General features: G+C 46.8%; 17 protein-coding genes. 11 read left to right on the top strand and 6 right to left on the bottom strand.

What is annotated here, in order from left to right:
- Window positions 1–3: 3 nt before the first annotated feature.
- Window positions 4–456, bottom strand: a complete 453-nt coding sequence (locus HKN88_10605) for an RDD family protein (protein ID NNC98506.1) — start codon at window positions 454–456, stop codon at window positions 4–6.
- Between the two features lie 140 nt (window positions 457–596).
- On the opposite strand from HKN88_10605, the gene pcnB reads away from it, so the two are divergent.
- The 7 genes from pcnB (at window position 597) to HKN88_10570 (ending at window position 6,213) form a co-directional block, all read left to right on the top strand.
- Window positions 597–1,916, top strand: a complete 1,320-nt coding sequence (pcnB, locus tag HKN88_10600) for a polynucleotide adenylyltransferase PcnB (GenBank protein NNC98505.1) — start codon at window positions 597–599, stop codon at window positions 1,914–1,916.
- Window positions 1,913–2,401, top strand: a complete 489-nt coding sequence (folK, locus tag HKN88_10595) for a 2-amino-4-hydroxy-6-hydroxymethyldihydropteridine diphosphokinase (protein ID NNC98504.1) — start codon at window positions 1,913–1,915, stop codon at window positions 2,399–2,401. The genes pcnB and folK overlap by 4 nt, the downstream gene beginning before the upstream one ends.
- Before the next feature lie 24 nt (window positions 2,402–2,425).
- A complete protein-coding gene (locus HKN88_10590; GenBank protein ID NNC98503.1) occupies window positions 2,426–3,073 on the top strand; it encodes a deoxynucleoside kinase in 648 nt (215 codons plus the stop codon).
- Between the two features lie 33 nt (window positions 3,074–3,106).
- Window positions 3,107–3,952: a 3-methyl-2-oxobutanoate hydroxymethyltransferase gene (panB, locus tag HKN88_10585; protein ID NNC98502.1), complete on the top strand. Its 846-nt coding sequence runs from the start codon at window positions 3,107–3,109 to the stop codon at window positions 3,950–3,952.
- A gap of 46 nt (window positions 3,953–3,998) precedes the next feature.
- Entirely contained in the window at window positions 3,999–4,847 is an 849-nt protein-coding gene (locus HKN88_10580; GenBank protein NNC98501.1) for a pantoate--beta-alanine ligase, read from the top strand.
- A gap of 90 nt (window positions 4,848–4,937) precedes the next feature.
- Window positions 4,938–5,684, top strand: a complete 747-nt coding sequence (locus HKN88_10575; protein ID NNC98500.1) for a C26 family cysteine hydrolase domain-containing family — start codon at window positions 4,938–4,940, stop codon at window positions 5,682–5,684.
- Window positions 5,685–5,691: 7 nt separating this feature from the next.
- Window positions 5,692–6,213, top strand: coding sequence for a thioesterase family protein (locus HKN88_10570; GenBank protein NNC98499.1), 522 nt, complete (start codon window positions 5,692–5,694; stop codon window positions 6,211–6,213).
- Between the two features lie 40 nt (window positions 6,214–6,253).
- On the opposite strand, the gene HKN88_10565 is transcribed toward HKN88_10570, so the two are convergent.
- The 5 genes from HKN88_10565 to queG all read right to left on the bottom strand — a co-directional run bounded on the left by HKN88_10565 (window position 6,254) and on the right by queG (window position 10,038).
- The gene (locus HKN88_10565; GenBank protein ID NNC98498.1) at window positions 6,254–7,129 is read right to left on the bottom strand and encodes a polyphosphate kinase 2 family protein; all 876 of its coding nucleotides are present in this window, start codon (window positions 7,127–7,129) and stop codon (window positions 6,254–6,256) included.
- A gap of 97 nt (window positions 7,130–7,226) precedes the next feature.
- Window positions 7,227–7,619, bottom strand: a complete 393-nt coding sequence (locus HKN88_10560; GenBank protein ID NNC98497.1) for an MAPEG family protein — start codon at window positions 7,617–7,619, stop codon at window positions 7,227–7,229.
- 55 nt (window positions 7,620–7,674) lie between these two features.
- Window positions 7,675–8,403: a glycerophosphodiester phosphodiesterase gene (locus HKN88_10555; protein NNC98496.1), complete on the bottom strand. Its 729-nt coding sequence runs from the start codon at window positions 8,401–8,403 to the stop codon at window positions 7,675–7,677.
- Between the two features lie 74 nt (window positions 8,404–8,477).
- Window positions 8,478–8,810, bottom strand: a complete 333-nt coding sequence (locus HKN88_10550) for a hypothetical protein (protein ID NNC98495.1) — start codon at window positions 8,808–8,810, stop codon at window positions 8,478–8,480.
- 61 nt (window positions 8,811–8,871) lie between these two features.
- Complete coding sequence (gene queG, locus HKN88_10545) at window positions 8,872–10,038, bottom strand: tRNA epoxyqueuosine(34) reductase QueG (protein NNC98494.1); 1,167 nt, start codon at window positions 10,036–10,038, stop codon at window positions 8,872–8,874.
- On the opposite strand from queG, the gene HKN88_10540 reads away from it, so the two are divergent.
- From HKN88_10540 to mutL, 4 genes are all read left to right on the top strand, one after another.
- A complete protein-coding gene (locus HKN88_10540; GenBank protein ID NNC98493.1) occupies window positions 10,037–11,527 on the top strand; it encodes an NAD(P)H-hydrate dehydratase in 1,491 nt (496 codons plus the stop codon). The genes queG and HKN88_10540 overlap by 2 nt on opposite strands.
- A gap of 30 nt (window positions 11,528–11,557) precedes the next feature.
- Window positions 11,558–12,070 (top strand): tRNA (adenosine(37)-N6)-threonylcarbamoyltransferase complex ATPase subunit type 1 TsaE, encoded by a 513-nt coding sequence (gene tsaE, locus HKN88_10535; protein NNC98492.1) that lies wholly within the window; start codon window positions 11,558–11,560, stop codon window positions 12,068–12,070.
- 128 nt (window positions 12,071–12,198) lie between these two features.
- Complete coding sequence (locus HKN88_10530) at window positions 12,199–13,683, top strand: AMIN domain-containing protein (GenBank protein NNC98491.1); 1,485 nt, start codon at window positions 12,199–12,201, stop codon at window positions 13,681–13,683.
- 1,052 nt (window positions 13,684–14,735) lie between these two features.
- Window positions 14,736–15,271: DNA mismatch repair protein MutL (gene mutL / locus HKN88_10525; GenBank protein NNC98490.1), on the top strand; the 536-nt coding region annotated here is incomplete at its 3' end.

Here is a 15,271-nt window from a genome sequence, read left to right as displayed (position 1 = left end):
GAATTATTTTTTTTCCGGTTTGGGCAATTGCTCAAGCCATGTTCCACTGATGCGATCGTGCCAGGTGAGATTGTTTTTATCCACCAGCATCCATAAATACCCTAATCCCAGACAAAGTGCAGAAATGGCCGCAACCACCAAGCGGATAAATTGCTGTTTAAGATTAGGAGTTTTTCCATCAATGCTACGAAGTTTTAATCGCCAGGTGGTCATGCCCAGAGTTTGTCCTTTGCTGGTCCAGAAATACATATAAAAAATCATAGGTAAGGCAATATAAATAACACGCAAACCCCACAAACGCAGCGCACTGTCACTTGGAGTGATGCTGATCCAAAGCCCTGCAAATACAAACAACAGGGCGATTAACAAGATCAGGTCATAAACGATCGCCGCCAGCCGTCTGAATAATGAAGGTTGTGATTTTTCTAAACGAAGTTCTGTATAGCTGGAATTCACAGTGATTTAATAGAATTACTTTGTAAGGCTGCATATTAAACCATTCAGTATTTTTTGCTATGTTAAAGCCAAGGCAAAAAACGGTTACAATGGCTTATGCTTGCAACCATGCAAAAAACCTTACCCGGATCAGATATTCTGTGACTAAGCAGAATTCCGAAAATACACAGCGTCGTTATCCATTGGATAAACTTGGGCTGAAAGCGCGTGATTTTTCACGTAATGCAGTCAAGGTTGCAGACAGCCTGGTTGAGGCGGGTTATGAAGCTTACATCGTTGGCGGGGCGGTACGCGATCTATTATTGGGCCTACACCCTAAAGATTTTGACGTGGCCACCAATGCGACCCCCGAGCAGATCAAACGCGTGTTTCGCCGCTCACGCATCATTGGTCGCCGTTTTCGTATTGTGCATGTATACATGCGTGATGAACTGATCGAAGTCACCACGTTTCGCGCCCCGTCTTTGCACGACAGTAACAAGCATCAGCAAGCCGATGCCAGTGGCAGATTGTTACGCGACAATGTTTACGGGAGTTTGGAAGATGATGTGTGGCGTAGGGATTTTACGGTAAATGCTTTGTATTACGACAGCACAAATAAAGAGATCCTGGATTTTTGTGATGCCCTGAGTGATATCAGAAATAAACGTCTGAGCTTAATGGGTGATCCTTTAACCCGCTACCAGGAAGACCCGGTGCGGCTATTGCGAGCCGTCAGGTTTAAATCCAAATTGGGTTTTGAGCTTGAAACCAATACAAAAAAACCCTTGCACACTCATGGGCACTTGCTTGGAAACATTCCGGCAGCGCGTTTGTTTGACGAAGTATTGAAAATGTTTATTAAAGGTCACGGGGCGGCTGTGTACAAGGATTTGCGTGAGTATGACCTGTTTGAGCATTTATTCCCGGCAACCAATCCACTGGTTGTCAGTAATCACTTACATGCTCATGATGTGATTAAGCAAGCCATGCTGAATACCGATGAACGGGTTGCGATTGGTAAAAATGTCAGTCCGGTGTTCTTTTTCGCCATCATGTTGTGGGCGCCTATTGAAAAACTTGCGGGCAAATACCTGCAATCCGGTGCCACCGCCATCAATGCCTGGACGCAAGCCGCGCTGGAGATTTTTTCCGCGCAACAGTCCGTGATCAGTGTGCCACGTCGTATTGGGATTCCGGCCCAGAATGTAGTGATCATGCAGGCGCGCTTCCAGTACATGCATGGCCGACGGGTTTTCTGGCTGATGCAGCAACCGCGTTTTCGTGCAGGCTATGACTTGATGTTATTACGCGTACAATTCGGCCTGGAAAAACCGGAAGTCGCAGAGTGGTGGACAAATATCCAAACACTGGACCGGGATGCTCAGGAAGATCTGGCGTACAAGTCGCGTTCTGGTGGTAAAAAATCCGGCAAACGTAAACGGCGTCGTCGCCCCAGGAAAAAACCTTCAGCCTCATGAGCGCACACTGGTATCCAGCCTACGTTGGGCTCGGCAGTAACTTGGATGATCCGATGCAGCAAATTCGCACGGCTTTGTCCTCTTTACGTAGTGCTTCACACATAAATTTACAGGCAGTTTCTTCACTGTATGTCAGTGAGCCGCACGGTGAGGTTCAGCAGGATGATTTTGTAAATGCGGTAGCGGCGCTATTGACCACCCTGACTGCGGAAAAATTGCTTGAACATTTGCACAAAATTGAAACAGCGCAAGGCCGTGAACGCATCCAACACTGGGGACCGAGAACATTGGATCTCGACCTGCTTGTGTATGCTGACCAGACTTCAGATAATGCACATTTGCGCTTGCCGCATCCGGAAATTGCCAATCGAAATTTTGTGCTAGTGCCATTGGCAGAGATTGCCCCCGCTTTATTGATTCCAGGTCTTGGGCGGGTTGTGAATTTGCTGGATAAGCTACCCGCTACAAAATTACAAAAAATTTAGAATTAACCTAGTCCAAGTATTTTTATGCACAACAGTCCGCGTTACATAGTCATTGAAGGTCCGATCGGAGTGGGCAAGTCGAGTTTGGCGCACAAACTGGCGCAAAGTTTTTCAGCGGATATGGTCATGGAAAAGGCCGAGGCTAACCCTTTTCTGGAGCGATTCTATAAAGACCCGCGCGGTGCGGCTTTGCCAACGCAGTTATTCTTTTTATTTCAACGTGCCAAGCAAATGCAATACATGCGTCAATCCGATATGTTCAGTCCGGTGCGTATCTCGGATTTTTTACTCGACAAGGATCGACTGTTTGCGCGCCTGAATCTGGAAGACGATGAATACTGGTTATATGAGCAGATCTATCAACAATTATCACTGGATGCGCCAGTTCCTGATCTGGTAGTGTATTTACAGGCGCCTGCCGAGGTATTATTGAAGCGAGTGGAAAAACGCGGGATCAATTATGAACAGGACATGCGCAAAGAGTATCTTGAGCGTTTGTCCAATGCTTACACCAATTTTTTCCACAATTACGATCGTTCACCCTTACTGGTGGTAAACACCAGTCGTATCAATCCGATTGAAAATGAACAGGATTACGCCATTTTGCTCGACAAGATCCGTTTTACTAAACATGGCCGGCATTATTTCAATCCGGCGCCTATCATGGAATAATGCAGTAACTATAAACCGCAGAATCTATTCATTATGAGCAATTTAACCACCTACACCCATTTACAACGCAAGAGTGACGATAAAAAGCCGGTCACGATTTCCAGTTTGAAAAAAATGAAACAGGCTGGCGAAAAGATTGCCTGTCTGACCGCATACGATGCCAGTTTTGCCGCTTTGGTGGACGAGGGTGGCACTGACCTCGTACTAGTTGGTGACTCCTTGGGTATGGTCATCAACGGACACGCCACCACAGTTCCGGTTACCGTCGACCAGATCATTTATCACACCCAGGCGGTGAAAGCCGGTCTGCAACGGGCGTTTCTATTGGTGGACATGCCCTTTATGAGTTATGCCGATAAGCACATAGCTTTACAAAACGCGACGCGTCTGATGCAGGAAGGCCTGGCGCATATGGTCAAGCTAGAAGGCGGTGAATTACAGGTGCCCACAGTTGAATACCTGGCCGAGCGCGGTGTGCCCGTATGTGCGCACATTGGCTTAACCCCGCAATATGTGCATAAAATGGGTGGTTTTAAAGTGCAAGGGCGCGAGCAACAAGCGGCCGAACAAATGATTAAAGAAGCCAAACAACTCGAAGACGCCGGTGCCGATATTGTATTACTGGAATGCGTGCCCTCTGCATTAGGCAAGGCTGTGACCGAGGCTCTGAGTGTGCCAACCATTGGGATAGGTGCCGGTCCTGATTGTAACGGGCAAATTCTGGTCTTGTACGATATTCTGGATGTGACCTTTGGCCGGAAACCTCGTTTTGCCAAAAATTACATGCAAGGATCCTCAAATAACCTGGAAGCCATTAAAAGTTACGTGAGTGAAGTAAAAAGCGGGGCGTATCCCGCGGCTGAACACTGCTTCAGTTAATTGGCTTACCTGGTTGAATTTTATTTAAACCGGAAAAAGAATACTTTTGAAAACAGTCAATACCATCAAGGCGGTACGCGAACAGGTTCGCAAGTGGAAATCCCAGGGCTTACGCGTTGCTTTTGTTCCAACTATGGGAAATCTGCATGCGGGACACATGACCCTATTAGCCAAGGCCAATGAGATTGCCGATAAGGTAGTAGCTTCAATTTTTGTCAATCCTTTGCAATTTGGTCCATTCGAAGATTACGATCAATACCCGCGCACCCCGGATGCCGACGTCAAAAAACTGACGGCCAATGGTTGTGAATTGCTGTTCTTGCCCAGCGTGGAAGAAATGTATCCACTCGGTAAAGAGTTAGCCACCACGATTGATGTACCCGGTATTTCGGATATCTTGTGTGGCAAGGATCGACCCGGGCATTTCGTGGGCATGGCAACCGTAGTGAGTAAGTTACTGAATGCAGTGCAGCCGGATGTGGCGATATTTGGTCAAAAAGATTATCAACAATTAATGATAATCCGGCGCATGGTGCTGGATCTGTGTATGCCGGTAGAAATTGTCGGCGCGCCAACAAACCGTGAATCAGGTGGTTTGGCCATGAGCTCACGTAATCAGTATTTATCTAAAGAAGAATTAAAGATCGCACCTTTGTTGTACGCTACCTTAACTGCAGTTGGTGACAAGCTTAAGTTAGGTGAAAGAGATTTTTCTGCACTGGAAAAGGCGGCAAGGAAAACCTTGACTGATACCGGATTCAAGCCCAGTTATTTTGAAATTCGCAAAGCACTCGATTTGCAAAAACCCAATCCGGACACCAAGTCTTTTGTAGTTATAACAGCTGCACATTTGGGCAAAGCACGCTTGATCGATAATCTGGTTGTTACGGTTTAATGTCATTAGAACAATTCAAAAGCCTGTGCACTACATGAGTAATTATTTACAACTTAGCGCAACGATCAAAAGATATTGTAATTTTTGAACATGGCTAAGATTCTCGTTTTTCAACACGTTGCCCACGAACCGCTCGGAATTCTTGATCCAATGTTGCGGGCCGCCAAACACCGCTTGCGTTATGTGAATTTTTATCGCGAGGCAGAAGCCTGCCCATCCATCGACAAATACGATGCCTTGATCGTGCTTGGTGGTCCAATGAATGTGGACGAAATGGACCAATACCCGCATTTACGTACTGAAGTGGCGGTAATTCAACAAGCCTTGAAAAAAGACATTCCGATCCTGGGCATTTGTCTGGGCGCCCAACTTATTGCGCACGCATTGGGAGCAAACGTTTATCCAGCCGGGTGTCTCGAAGTGGGTTGGTATCCCTTACAGGTTAATTCGCATGGGCAGCACGATCCCTTGTTGAATCATTTTTATAAACAGGAAATGATCTTTCAGTGGCATGGCCGTACCTACGACACACCTGACGATGCCATTAATCTGGTCTCATCCGAACTCGTGGAAAATCAGGCATTTCGTTATCGTGACAAAGTTTACGGTTTTCAGTTTCATCTCGAAGTTATCGAGCCTGTGATCAATCGCTGGTTGAGTCTGGACATGCACAAACAGGATCTGCTGATGTGCGGTAAATATCACACTGTAGATGAAGAAAAGCTGGCCACAAAAAAATATCTACCGCGCTCTATGCAATTGGCCAAGGCTGTGTTTGGAGAGTTCATTGGCTTGTTACCGGTAGTAAATAACAAAACCCAGCTAGCCATCCGGTAAAAATACCATGTACCAGTTAATCCGTTTTTGGCTAAAAAGCATTTTCATTAAAGACAACATTAGCGCCAGTGCCGAATGTTGCGTGAGTTTTCGAGTTAAGCCCTGGGATTGTGACCCAAACTGGCATATGACCAATTCACGTTATTTTACCTACATGGATTACGCACGCTTTTGGCGCTACTTTCACATGGGCGTGTTCAAGGATGTGTTTATCAAAAAGAAATGGATGCCGATGGCGGTTTCACAGGAGATCACATACATTAAAGACATCTCGCCACTGGAAAAATTTGAAGTACGCAGCAAACTCGCCGGCTGGGATGAGAAATACGTGTATATGGCACAGGATTTTTATGGCAAAAAAGGCTTATGCGCCAAAGCCATGATCCGGGGAGTGTTCGTGCACAATAAAAAACCGGTGAGTATCGAGAAAGTCATGCAGGCTTTTGGCAGTCCACCACAAGTTGAGGCTTATCGGGAACGTATCACGGCCTGGAAAAGGGTGTTGGAATTGAAAAAAGCGGAATCCTAATTCGAATGAACCCTAAATTTATTTTTTTAGAAATTATCAATTAAAAGTCTTGCAACAGGTGTTCTTTGGTCTCGGCAAACGCTGCGCGTTCTTTCGGGTCTACCTCCGGATATGCGAGTTTCATGGTTTTAAGGGTGTCGACCAAAATCTCGGCCACTTTCATGCGCATAAAGGGTTTGTTATCGGCCGGGATGCAATGCCAGGGCGCATATTCCCGCGACGTTTCGTTCAAGGCATCTTCATAGCATTGCATGTAGGTGTCCCAGAATTTTCTTTCTTTAATGTCACCTAATTCAAATTTCCATTTCTTCTCGGGTGTGTCCAAACGACTTAAAAAGCGTTGCCGCTGTTCTTCGCGTGACACGTTCAGGAAAAATTTCACAATCACCGTTCCGTTACGCGCCAAATGTTTTTCATGATCACGAATAGATTCGAAACGCTGGTTGAATACGGTGTCAAGATCTTCGGGCAGCTCGGGAATGCGCTGGTAGCCAAGGATCTCAGGGTGTACACGCACCACCAGTACTTCTTCGTAATAACTGCGGTTAAAAATCCCGATACGCCCACGCTCGGGCAAGCGTTTTGCCGAACGCCATAAAAAATCGTGATCGAGTTCCAGATTGGATGGTCTTTTGAATGAAAAAACCTGACAGCCAGATGGATCCACACCTGACATCACAGCTCGAATGGTGCTGTCTTTACCGGCAGCATCCATGGCCTGAAACACCAACAGCAAGGAATGTCTGTCATGTGCGTATAGTATTCGTTGTAATTCGCTCATCTCATCGACCAGTTTGGACAGACGTTTTTTATAAAAACGTTTGGTGTGTACCTCTCCGGGTTTGTTAGGCATTTCTGATAATTTAAATGAACCATCAAATGGTACAGTGAATTCAGATTTGGGTAGATTAAGCATACGTGGTCCTGATACTAAGGATTAAATAGTTGTGGAATTGTCAAAATTAAAAACCACACAGCCAAGAACTATGTGGTTTTATTTGATTAGATTTAATTTATGCACACAGTATTTGCCAGGCAATGGACAGCATTGCAAGCCAACCTGCGGCAAAACTTAAGGTTCTTAACCAGGGTATTCCTGCAGAATATACTATGGCGTGTATAACCCGTGCACACAAATAGATCTTCACCGCCCATACCGTGCATTCGTTGGTGATTCCTGCCAGATGAGCGATCACTACCAGAGCGGCGAACACCACCAAATTCTCTACGGCATTGTAATGCGCGGCTTTCAGGCGTTGTGCCCAGGCAGCCAGTGGTTTGGGATTTTCCGGATAGCCAACCGCATCTTTCATACCACGTACCATAATCAAATTTAGAATATACGGTAACCACATCAATGCCGTAAACACGGCTACATAAGTCAGATAAGTTAATTCAACTGTCATATCATTCTCCAGGTTTAATGTGCGAGCCCACGAGTAGGCCATTCGAATCTATATACTATAACCAAACAGTGATGCTTTCATTGTACTTATTTACCCGTTCCGGGTAATTTGAGAACACACCGTCCACCCCCATCTCATGCATGCGCTGAATATCTTCTGGATGGTTCACGGTATAAGCAAACACCTGTAAGCCGCGATCATGGGCATCGGTAACAAATTCTTTTGTCACAAATTCTATAGACGGATTTACTGTGCTCGCCTTGAGTTTATGTGCAAATTTAGCAAGTTTTACCGGTTCAGCACAACACAGGGCACCGGTTGGGATGTCTTTGTCCAGTTTTTTGGCCAGCTTTATTTCTTGATGAATGAAAGACGAGACCAAAAAACGCTGTTTTTCTTTTTTAGTTACGGCGTGTTTTTGAATGAATTCTATAACCGGTCGGGTAGCCGTTCGGCCCTTGATCTCGATATTGATCCGAATGTTATCTGGAATGATCTCATACGCTTCTTGCAGTGTTGGGATTTGTTGTCCGCCACCTGCATCCAGTTTTCTTAATTCTTCAAAACTGTGATTCCATACATAGCCCTCTCCATTAGTGGTGCGCTCAAGTCGATCATCATGTATCAGGATGAGTTCTCCATCAATGCAGTAAACATCAAGTTCAATGATGTCTACATTCAGCTCAACGGCTTGTTGAATGGAGGCCAGGGTATTTTCCGGGGCATGGCCCATGGCACCGCGATGGCCGATGTTGATAAGTTTATTGTTTGGTCGTTGCTGCATGTCAAAAAGTAAAAAAGCCCCAATGAGGAGCTATTTTACTGAATTATAAAGTGCTGTAAATTGTAATAATTGATTCAAAATCCGGCCGGTCTTTGTGAGTCACTGTGTCCGGGCCGCGTACCACGTTGTTGTTCTCTTGCTTGTTCTTGCATTTCGTCAAGTTCTTTACGTGTGCGGCATACGCGTTTAGAGAAGCGCGTGCCTGTTTTAACTTCGGTAGTGCAAATTAATTTTTCTTTTGCTTGCTCTGGTTTTTCCTGTGCATTCACTTCTTTGTAAGCTTGATTGGAGTATTCGGTTTTATCCGTTTCGATGTTTAGGTTGCTGGTGTCTGCGGGCGTGCCAGCGCAAGCGATCAGAAAGACTGAGCAAAATATATAAATTATAGATTTGGTATCAATTTTCATATTGAATATTCTCTGGAGAGGTCGTAGTGATTGTGTTATAAGTAAGCATGCTTTTTTCGGATTATAATATAGAATTAGTGTTAGTGCTGTTCTCGCTGATTGTGCTTAATAGATTATTCAAAGCCCAGTTGACACTTTCCTTGATAATCTCGGATGGATGATTCACTCTGTTTTGCAAAGCAATAATAACTTCTTCAGTTTTATTGGCATTACCCAGCCCGATGGCTAAATTTCTTAGCCAGCGTTCATAGCCAATGCGTCTAATTGCAGAGCCTTCGGTCTTTTGTAAAAAAGTTTCCTCACTCCAGTTAAATAATTCAACCAGCGTAGAGTTATCGAGATCATGACGTGGCATAAAGTCTGCTTCACGGCTTATTTGAGCGAATTTATTCCAGGGGCAAAACAATTGACAGTCATCACATCCATAAATCCGATTTCCAATGGCTTTACGGAATTCAATCGGGATCGAACCCTTGTGTTCAATGGTCAGATACGAGATGCATTTTCGTGCATCCAGTTGATAAGGCCCGATGATGGCATTGGTCGGGCACACATCTAAACACGCCGTACAGGAGCCACAGTGATCCTGTGCGGGTTCATCTATCGGCAAGGGCAGGTCAGTGTAAAGCTCACCTAAAAAGAACCACGACCCGGAATTCTTATTGATCAAGTTGGTATGTTTACCTTGCCAGCCAAGTCCGGCTTTTTGTGCCAGTGGTTTTTCCATAACCGGGGCACTGTCGACAAAAACCCGATATCCGAAATCACCGATTTCAGATTGTATTTTTTTGGCTAATTTTTGCAAGCGCTTGCGCAAGACCTTGTGATAGTCCCGTCCTAGCGCATATCTGGAAACATAAGCCGTCTTGCCATCATCAAGCAGATCAATTGCCGCTTGTTCGTTGTGAGGTAAATGATCCATGCGCACAGAAATTACCCGCTTGGTACCGGCAATCAATTCATCCGGACGCAAGCGCTTGCTCCCGTGTTTGTGCATGTAGTCCATATCGCCATGCATGCCCGCCTCTGTCCACCGGGTGTAATTATTTTCAATAGCCGAAAGATCGGTGTCACTGATGCCCAATTGTTGAAAACCCAGCTCGCCCCCCCAGACTTTAATTTTGCCGGCGAGATTGGATAATTCCTGTTGTGATATTGACTGTGACACGGAGTATTTGCAAAACCTAAGTTCGTGACTTAAAGAATGTGCACAGTATAATAGGCTCATGCAGCAGACTCATCCTCCAATTTATTTTCGTGAGCAGATTAAAACGCTCGAAACAATGGCCATGCAGGAAATGGAGGTGTCTGCGTACGAATTAATGCAACGCGCCGCCAATGCTGCATTTCACTGGATAGCGCAACGTAAAAATGACAAAACGCGTTGCCTGGTTTTGGTTGGCAAGGGAAACAACGGCGGCGACGGCCTGGTCTTTGCGCGACGCTGGCGTGAAGTTGGACGTGATGTGACGGTCGTGGTTACCGAAAAAGACATTGAATGGACAGGTGCAGCCCTGCAGGCCTATCAGGCATTTATCGGGTCGGGCGGTGAAGTGCATGAGTTAATGCCGCATCAGATAGAGCTTGAAAATTACGATCTGATCGTGGATGCGATGCTTGGAACCGGTATCGAAAGAGCGGTCAGCGGTACCTTGGCCGCCTGGATTGATTTCATTAATCATTCGGATGTTATTGTTCTGGCTTTGGACACCCCCAGTGGCATTCATCCCGACACCGGAGAAATCCTTGGCTATGCGGTCAATGCTGATTTCACGGTCTCGTTTATTGCCAACAAAACCGGTTTTTTTCTGAATGATGGGCCAAATTGCGTAGGCCGTCTTAGTTGTGATGATCTGGGTATTCCCCAGCGATTATTCGAGGCGATCTCGGCGCCCGTTATGCGTCAGGAAAATGGTGAGGAGCAAACGCACTATTTGCATTCACGCAAACGTACCTTCCACAAGGGCGATGCCGGCTATGTTCTGGTGGTTGGTGGAAACAGCGGATTTTCCGGGGCCACGGTGTTGGCTGGTCTTGCCGCGTTGCGCACCGGCGCAGGCCTGGTCAGTGTTGCCGCGCATCCGGAATCGGTCACTGCCATACGCAGCGCACAAGCCGAATTGATGGTGCATCCGATTCATCATGCGTCTGAGATCGAACCTTTATTTGAACGCGCTGCGGTCATTATTGTTGGGCCGGGCCTGGGCCAAGATACCTGGGCGCAAGAAGTTTTAAGCACGGTTTTACAGGCAAATAAACCTTTGGTGGTGGATGCCGATGCATTGAACCTCTTGGCCAAGGAACCGCATCACTCACAACAATGGGTGTTAACGCCACACCCCGGCGAAGCTGCACGCATGCTTAACAAAAGCACTCAGAATATCCAGCAAGATCGTCTTCACAGTGCGCACACCTTGCAGGAAAAGTATGGTGGGGTTGTGGTTTTGAAAGGGGCCAACAGTTTAATTACCACGGCAAATGATGTGCCCACGGTCTGTGCTGAAGGCAATCCGGGCATGGCCACGGCCGGTATGGGCGATGTGTTAAGCGGAGTGATTGGAAGTCTGATCGCGCAAGGCATACCTCAGCTAGAAGCGACTAAGTTAGGCGTTTGGCTGCACGCTTCGGCAGGTGACTTGGCAGCTCAGGATGGTGAACGCGGCATGATCGCCAGTGATCTTTTGATGCATTTGCGTACCCTGGTAAATTCAGGCTGATCGTCACAGCGTTACGCTGAATTCACAATCATGCACGCCGAAATTCATTTAAAGGATGAGCAAGCCACAGTTGCTTTTGGCAATACCTTGGCAGCGGCTTTGCGAGCAAATTTCAAAACCCCAGCAAACAAATGTGTACTGATTACTCTGGAAGGTGACCTGGGAGCAGGTAAAACCACCTTGGTGCGTGCAACACTACGTGCGCTTGGTGTCACAGGCGCGATCAAAAGCCCAACTTATACCTTGCTGGAACCGTATTCTGTGCCACTTAATTCGGCTGAAAATAAGTCTGAATGTCTGAAAATCGCGCATCTGGATCTGTATCGATTGCAGGAACCCGAGGAGTTGGAATACATCGGCGGTCGAGATTTGCTACAGATATATAACTTGATCTTGGTTGAGTGGCCGGACAAAGCAAAAGGCTATTTAGCCAAGGCTCATATAAAAATTCAATTAAATCATAGAGATAAGGGAAGACAACTCATTCTACAATCCACGGAGTTTGTGAATGATCCAGTGTTAAAAATGTTTAAAAACAGTTAGTTAGATGTTAATTCTATATTCAGGCTTTCGATTAGAGTTTAGAAATATTGCATATCTTATTAAAATCATTGAAAATAATTAACAATCCATCAATAAGACTGCGCACAACAAGAGCACAACATAAGATCATGTCTCGAGAATCCGCCAAGTTCAAACACGAGCATCCATTTCTCGCTATTTTACGTGTCTGCATTCAGTGTGGAATCCTGGTTTTGGTCGCAGTCGGCTTTACGCCATTATTTGCGGCACAGGTACAAGGATTACGCCTTGCCCCCGCTTCGGATCACACCCGCTTGGTCATTGATCTCGAATCACCCGTTGTGCATCAAATTATTTCTTTGCAAGCTCCGGAGCGTGTGGTTATTGATCTGAGCAAGGCCAGTTTGCCTAAAGGATTCAGTTTACCGAATGGCTCCGGGGTCATTTCACGCATCCGTTCGGGTCAACAAAAGGATAGTCTGCGTCTGGTCGCCGACTTGAAATCCAGTGTTAAAGTCAAAAGTTTTATGATTCCTGCGCATGGCAACAAACAGGACCGTCTGGTCATTGATCTGTTTCATAACCAGAGTCACAACCAGCTAGTTGCACCGGTCAAAACATCCGCACCCGGTATGCGTGATCTGGTCATTGCCATTGATGCAGGCCATGGTGGGCGAGATCCGGGCTCGATCGGTAAACACGGCACCCAGGAAAAACATGTCGTACTGCAAATTGCCAAGCGTCTGGCCGCCAAGATTGATGCCGCTGAAGGCATGCAAGCAGTATTAGTGCGCGACAGTGATCAAAAAATTCAATACCGCGAGCGTATGCAACGCGCACGTCGTAAAGACGCTGATTTGTTTATCTCGATTCATGCTGATTCATTTAAAGACGCTACAGTTAGCGGATCTTCGGTGTACGTATTGTCGCAACGTGGCGCGAGCAGTGCGGCGGCCCGCTGGTTAGCGAATAAAGTGAATAGTTCTGATCTGGTTGGTGGTGTCAGCCTGAATGACAAAGACGATGTGTTGGCATCGGTACTGCTTGATCTGTCGCAAAATGCGACCATAGCGGCGAGCACTTCATTGGGCAAAAATGTTTTACAGGAACTTGCCGACATTGGTCGGATACGCAAACAAAGTGTGCAATACGCAAATTTTGCAGTGCTGAAGTCACCGGATGTGCCATCCATATTGGTCGAAACGGCGTACATATCCAACCCGGACGAAGAACGTAAATTGAAAAACCCGCATCATCAAGACAAGATCGCGACAGCCGTGTTCAAAGGTGTGCGCGGTTACTTTACCAATAACCCGCCGCCCAACACTTTGTTTGCTCAAAAGCAAAGCAGCGCACAACCCTTGCGGGTAGCCAGTACCAAGACGGTGCCAGCAACTAATGTGAAGAATCAGAAGACCTCTAAGCCCCCTGAAGCGCGGACAAGAGTCGCGCAAGTGTCTACTAAACCAGCGCAATCGCAGATCAAGACCATTAAACATGTGATCAAGCGAGGCGAAACCCTTTCGAGTGTCTCGGCCCGTTACAACATCCGTTTACGCGCCATACGAAGTATAAATAACCTCAAAAGGGATCAGGTGCGTGTCGGGCAGGTTTTGCGTATACCTGTTATCTGAGCACCGATAAATCAATCTTGCCCGCTATCCGGGCAGTTAAATTACTGGTTTATTAATTTTCTGGTTTGTCCGGGGCGGAATCGGTATGCTTGCGAAATATAATTAAGTCCATAATCATCAATTAACCGTATTCAATGAAGTCTGAAAGCATGGCAATGAAATCTGCTGCCACCCCAAACCCTGTGATACGTGAGCTCCCCGAACACCTGGTCAATCAGATTGCTGCCGGTGAAGTGGTCGAGCGACCGTTCTCGGTGGTTAAAGAGCTGGTGGAAAACAGCCTGGATGCTCAGGCCAGCGAGATCGTGATCAATATTGAGGCGGGCGGAAAACGCCTGATCGAAATACGTGATAATGGGGTGGGTATTCCCGAAGATCAACTGACGTTGGCCTTGTCGCGTCATGCCACCAGCAAAATACGCAGCCTGGACGATCTAAGTCGGGTCATGAGCAAAGGCTTTCGTGGTGAGGCCTTGCCCAGTGTGGCGTCGGTCTCGGCACTGACTTTGCAATCAAAAGCACTCGATCGTGAAGACGCCTACGAGGTCCGGGTTGATCAGGGCGTGTTGTCCGGTCCTAAACCCTGTGTGCACCCGACGGGTACCACTGTACGCGTTCAGGATCTATTTTTTAATGTACCCGCACGGCGAAAATTCTTGCGTCAGGACACAACTGAATTCATGCATATTGAAAAAATGGTCAAACGTCTTGCTTTGTCGCATTTTAATGTGGCCTGGCGTTTGATCCATAACGGCAAAACAATTTTTGATCTGTCTGTCGCCAATGATCGCTCATCACAAGAACAACGTTTGGCGCGCTTGCTTGGTCCGAAGTTTATTCAGCATGCGATCTGGATCGAGCACGATTCCGCCGACCTGCGATTACAGGGTTGGTTGGCCTTACCGGCATTTTCTCGCAGCCAGAGGGATTTGCAGTTTGGTTTTGTCAATACCCGCACAGTGCAAGACAAACTGTTTTCCCACGCGGTTAAATTGGGTTATCGCGATGTCATGTTTCACGGACGTCATCCGGCGTACGTCTTGTATTTAAGCATGCCGCCATCCGCGGTTGATGTGAACGCCCATCCGGCCAAACATGAAGTGCGTTTTCGTGACTCTCGACGCATCCATGACTTTTTACGTCACAGTGTGGAACAAGCGCTTGCCCAGACCACACCCGGTCAACAAGACACTCGTTTTATGCCCACCGATGCAGCATCGCTTGGAATTACTTCGGAGAGTTCGCCTGTACACAGTTATGCGCAGAATCCTGCGACACCTGGCTTAAGCGTGCAAGATGCCATGCATTTGTATCATGGTGGTGGTAGTGGGCATGCGGGTTCTTCCTTTGATTCTGCCATAACTCCGCAAGCACACAGTGCTTCGGATCTGACCGCCGGGGCCAGCCCCGGAGTCACTCCTAGAGTCGCACCGGGAGTTTTGGGCCACGCAATCGCCCAGTTGCACGGCATTTATATTTTGGCTCAAAATGAAAAGGGCCTGGTGATGGTGGACATGCACGCCGCTCACGAACGCATTTTGTATGAAAAAATGAAGCAAGATTTTGTGGATGAAAAACTCAATTCCCA

It is taken from the genome of Gammaproteobacteria bacterium (genome assembly GCA_013001575.1).
Classification (GTDB): domain Bacteria; phylum Pseudomonadota; class Gammaproteobacteria; order Steroidobacterales; family JABDMI01; genus JABDMI01.
The sequence above is the reverse complement of the archived record's forward strand: the minus strand, read 5'-3'. Positions and strand labels throughout refer to the sequence as shown.

What these genes read in the sequence shown, in the direction of transcription:
- folK (NNC98504.1), top strand. Translation starts at nt 1,913, where the DNA reads ATGAGCGCACACTGGTATCCAGCCTACGTTGGGCTCGGCAGTAACTTG.
- HKN88_10590 (NNC98503.1), top strand. Translation starts at nt 2,426, where the DNA reads ATGCACAACAGTCCGCGTTACATAGTCATTGAAGGTCCGATCGGAGTG.
- panB (NNC98502.1), top strand. Translation starts at nt 3,107, where the DNA reads ATGAGCAATTTAACCACCTACACCCATTTACAACGCAAGAGTGACGAT.
- HKN88_10575 (NNC98500.1), top strand. Translation starts at nt 4,938, where the DNA reads ATGGCTAAGATTCTCGTTTTTCAACACGTTGCCCACGAACCGCTCGGA.
- HKN88_10570 (NNC98499.1), top strand. Translation starts at nt 5,692, where the DNA reads ATGTACCAGTTAATCCGTTTTTGGCTAAAAAGCATTTTCATTAAAGAC.
- HKN88_10565 (NNC98498.1), bottom strand. Translation starts at nt 7,129, where the DNA reads ATGCTTAATCTACCCAAATCTGAATTCACTGTACCATTTGATGGTTCA.
- HKN88_10560 (NNC98497.1), bottom strand. Translation starts at nt 7,619, where the DNA reads ATGACAGTTGAATTAACTTATCTGACTTATGTAGCCGTGTTTACGGCA.
- HKN88_10555 (NNC98496.1), bottom strand. Translation starts at nt 8,403, where the DNA reads ATGCAGCAACGACCAAACAATAAACTTATCAACATCGGCCATCGCGGT.
- HKN88_10550 (NNC98495.1), bottom strand. Translation starts at nt 8,810, where the DNA reads ATGAAAATTGATACCAAATCTATAATTTATATATTTTGCTCAGTCTTT.
- HKN88_10540 (NNC98493.1), top strand. Translation starts at nt 10,037, where the DNA reads ATGCAGCAGACTCATCCTCCAATTTATTTTCGTGAGCAGATTAAAACG.
- queG (NNC98494.1), bottom strand. Translation starts at nt 10,038, where the DNA reads ATGAGCCTATTATACTGTGCACATTCTTTAAGTCACGAACTTAGGTTT.
- tsaE (NNC98492.1), top strand. Translation starts at nt 11,558, where the DNA reads ATGCACGCCGAAATTCATTTAAAGGATGAGCAAGCCACAGTTGCTTTT.
- HKN88_10530 (NNC98491.1), top strand. Translation starts at nt 12,199, where the DNA reads ATGTCTCGAGAATCCGCCAAGTTCAAACACGAGCATCCATTTCTCGCT.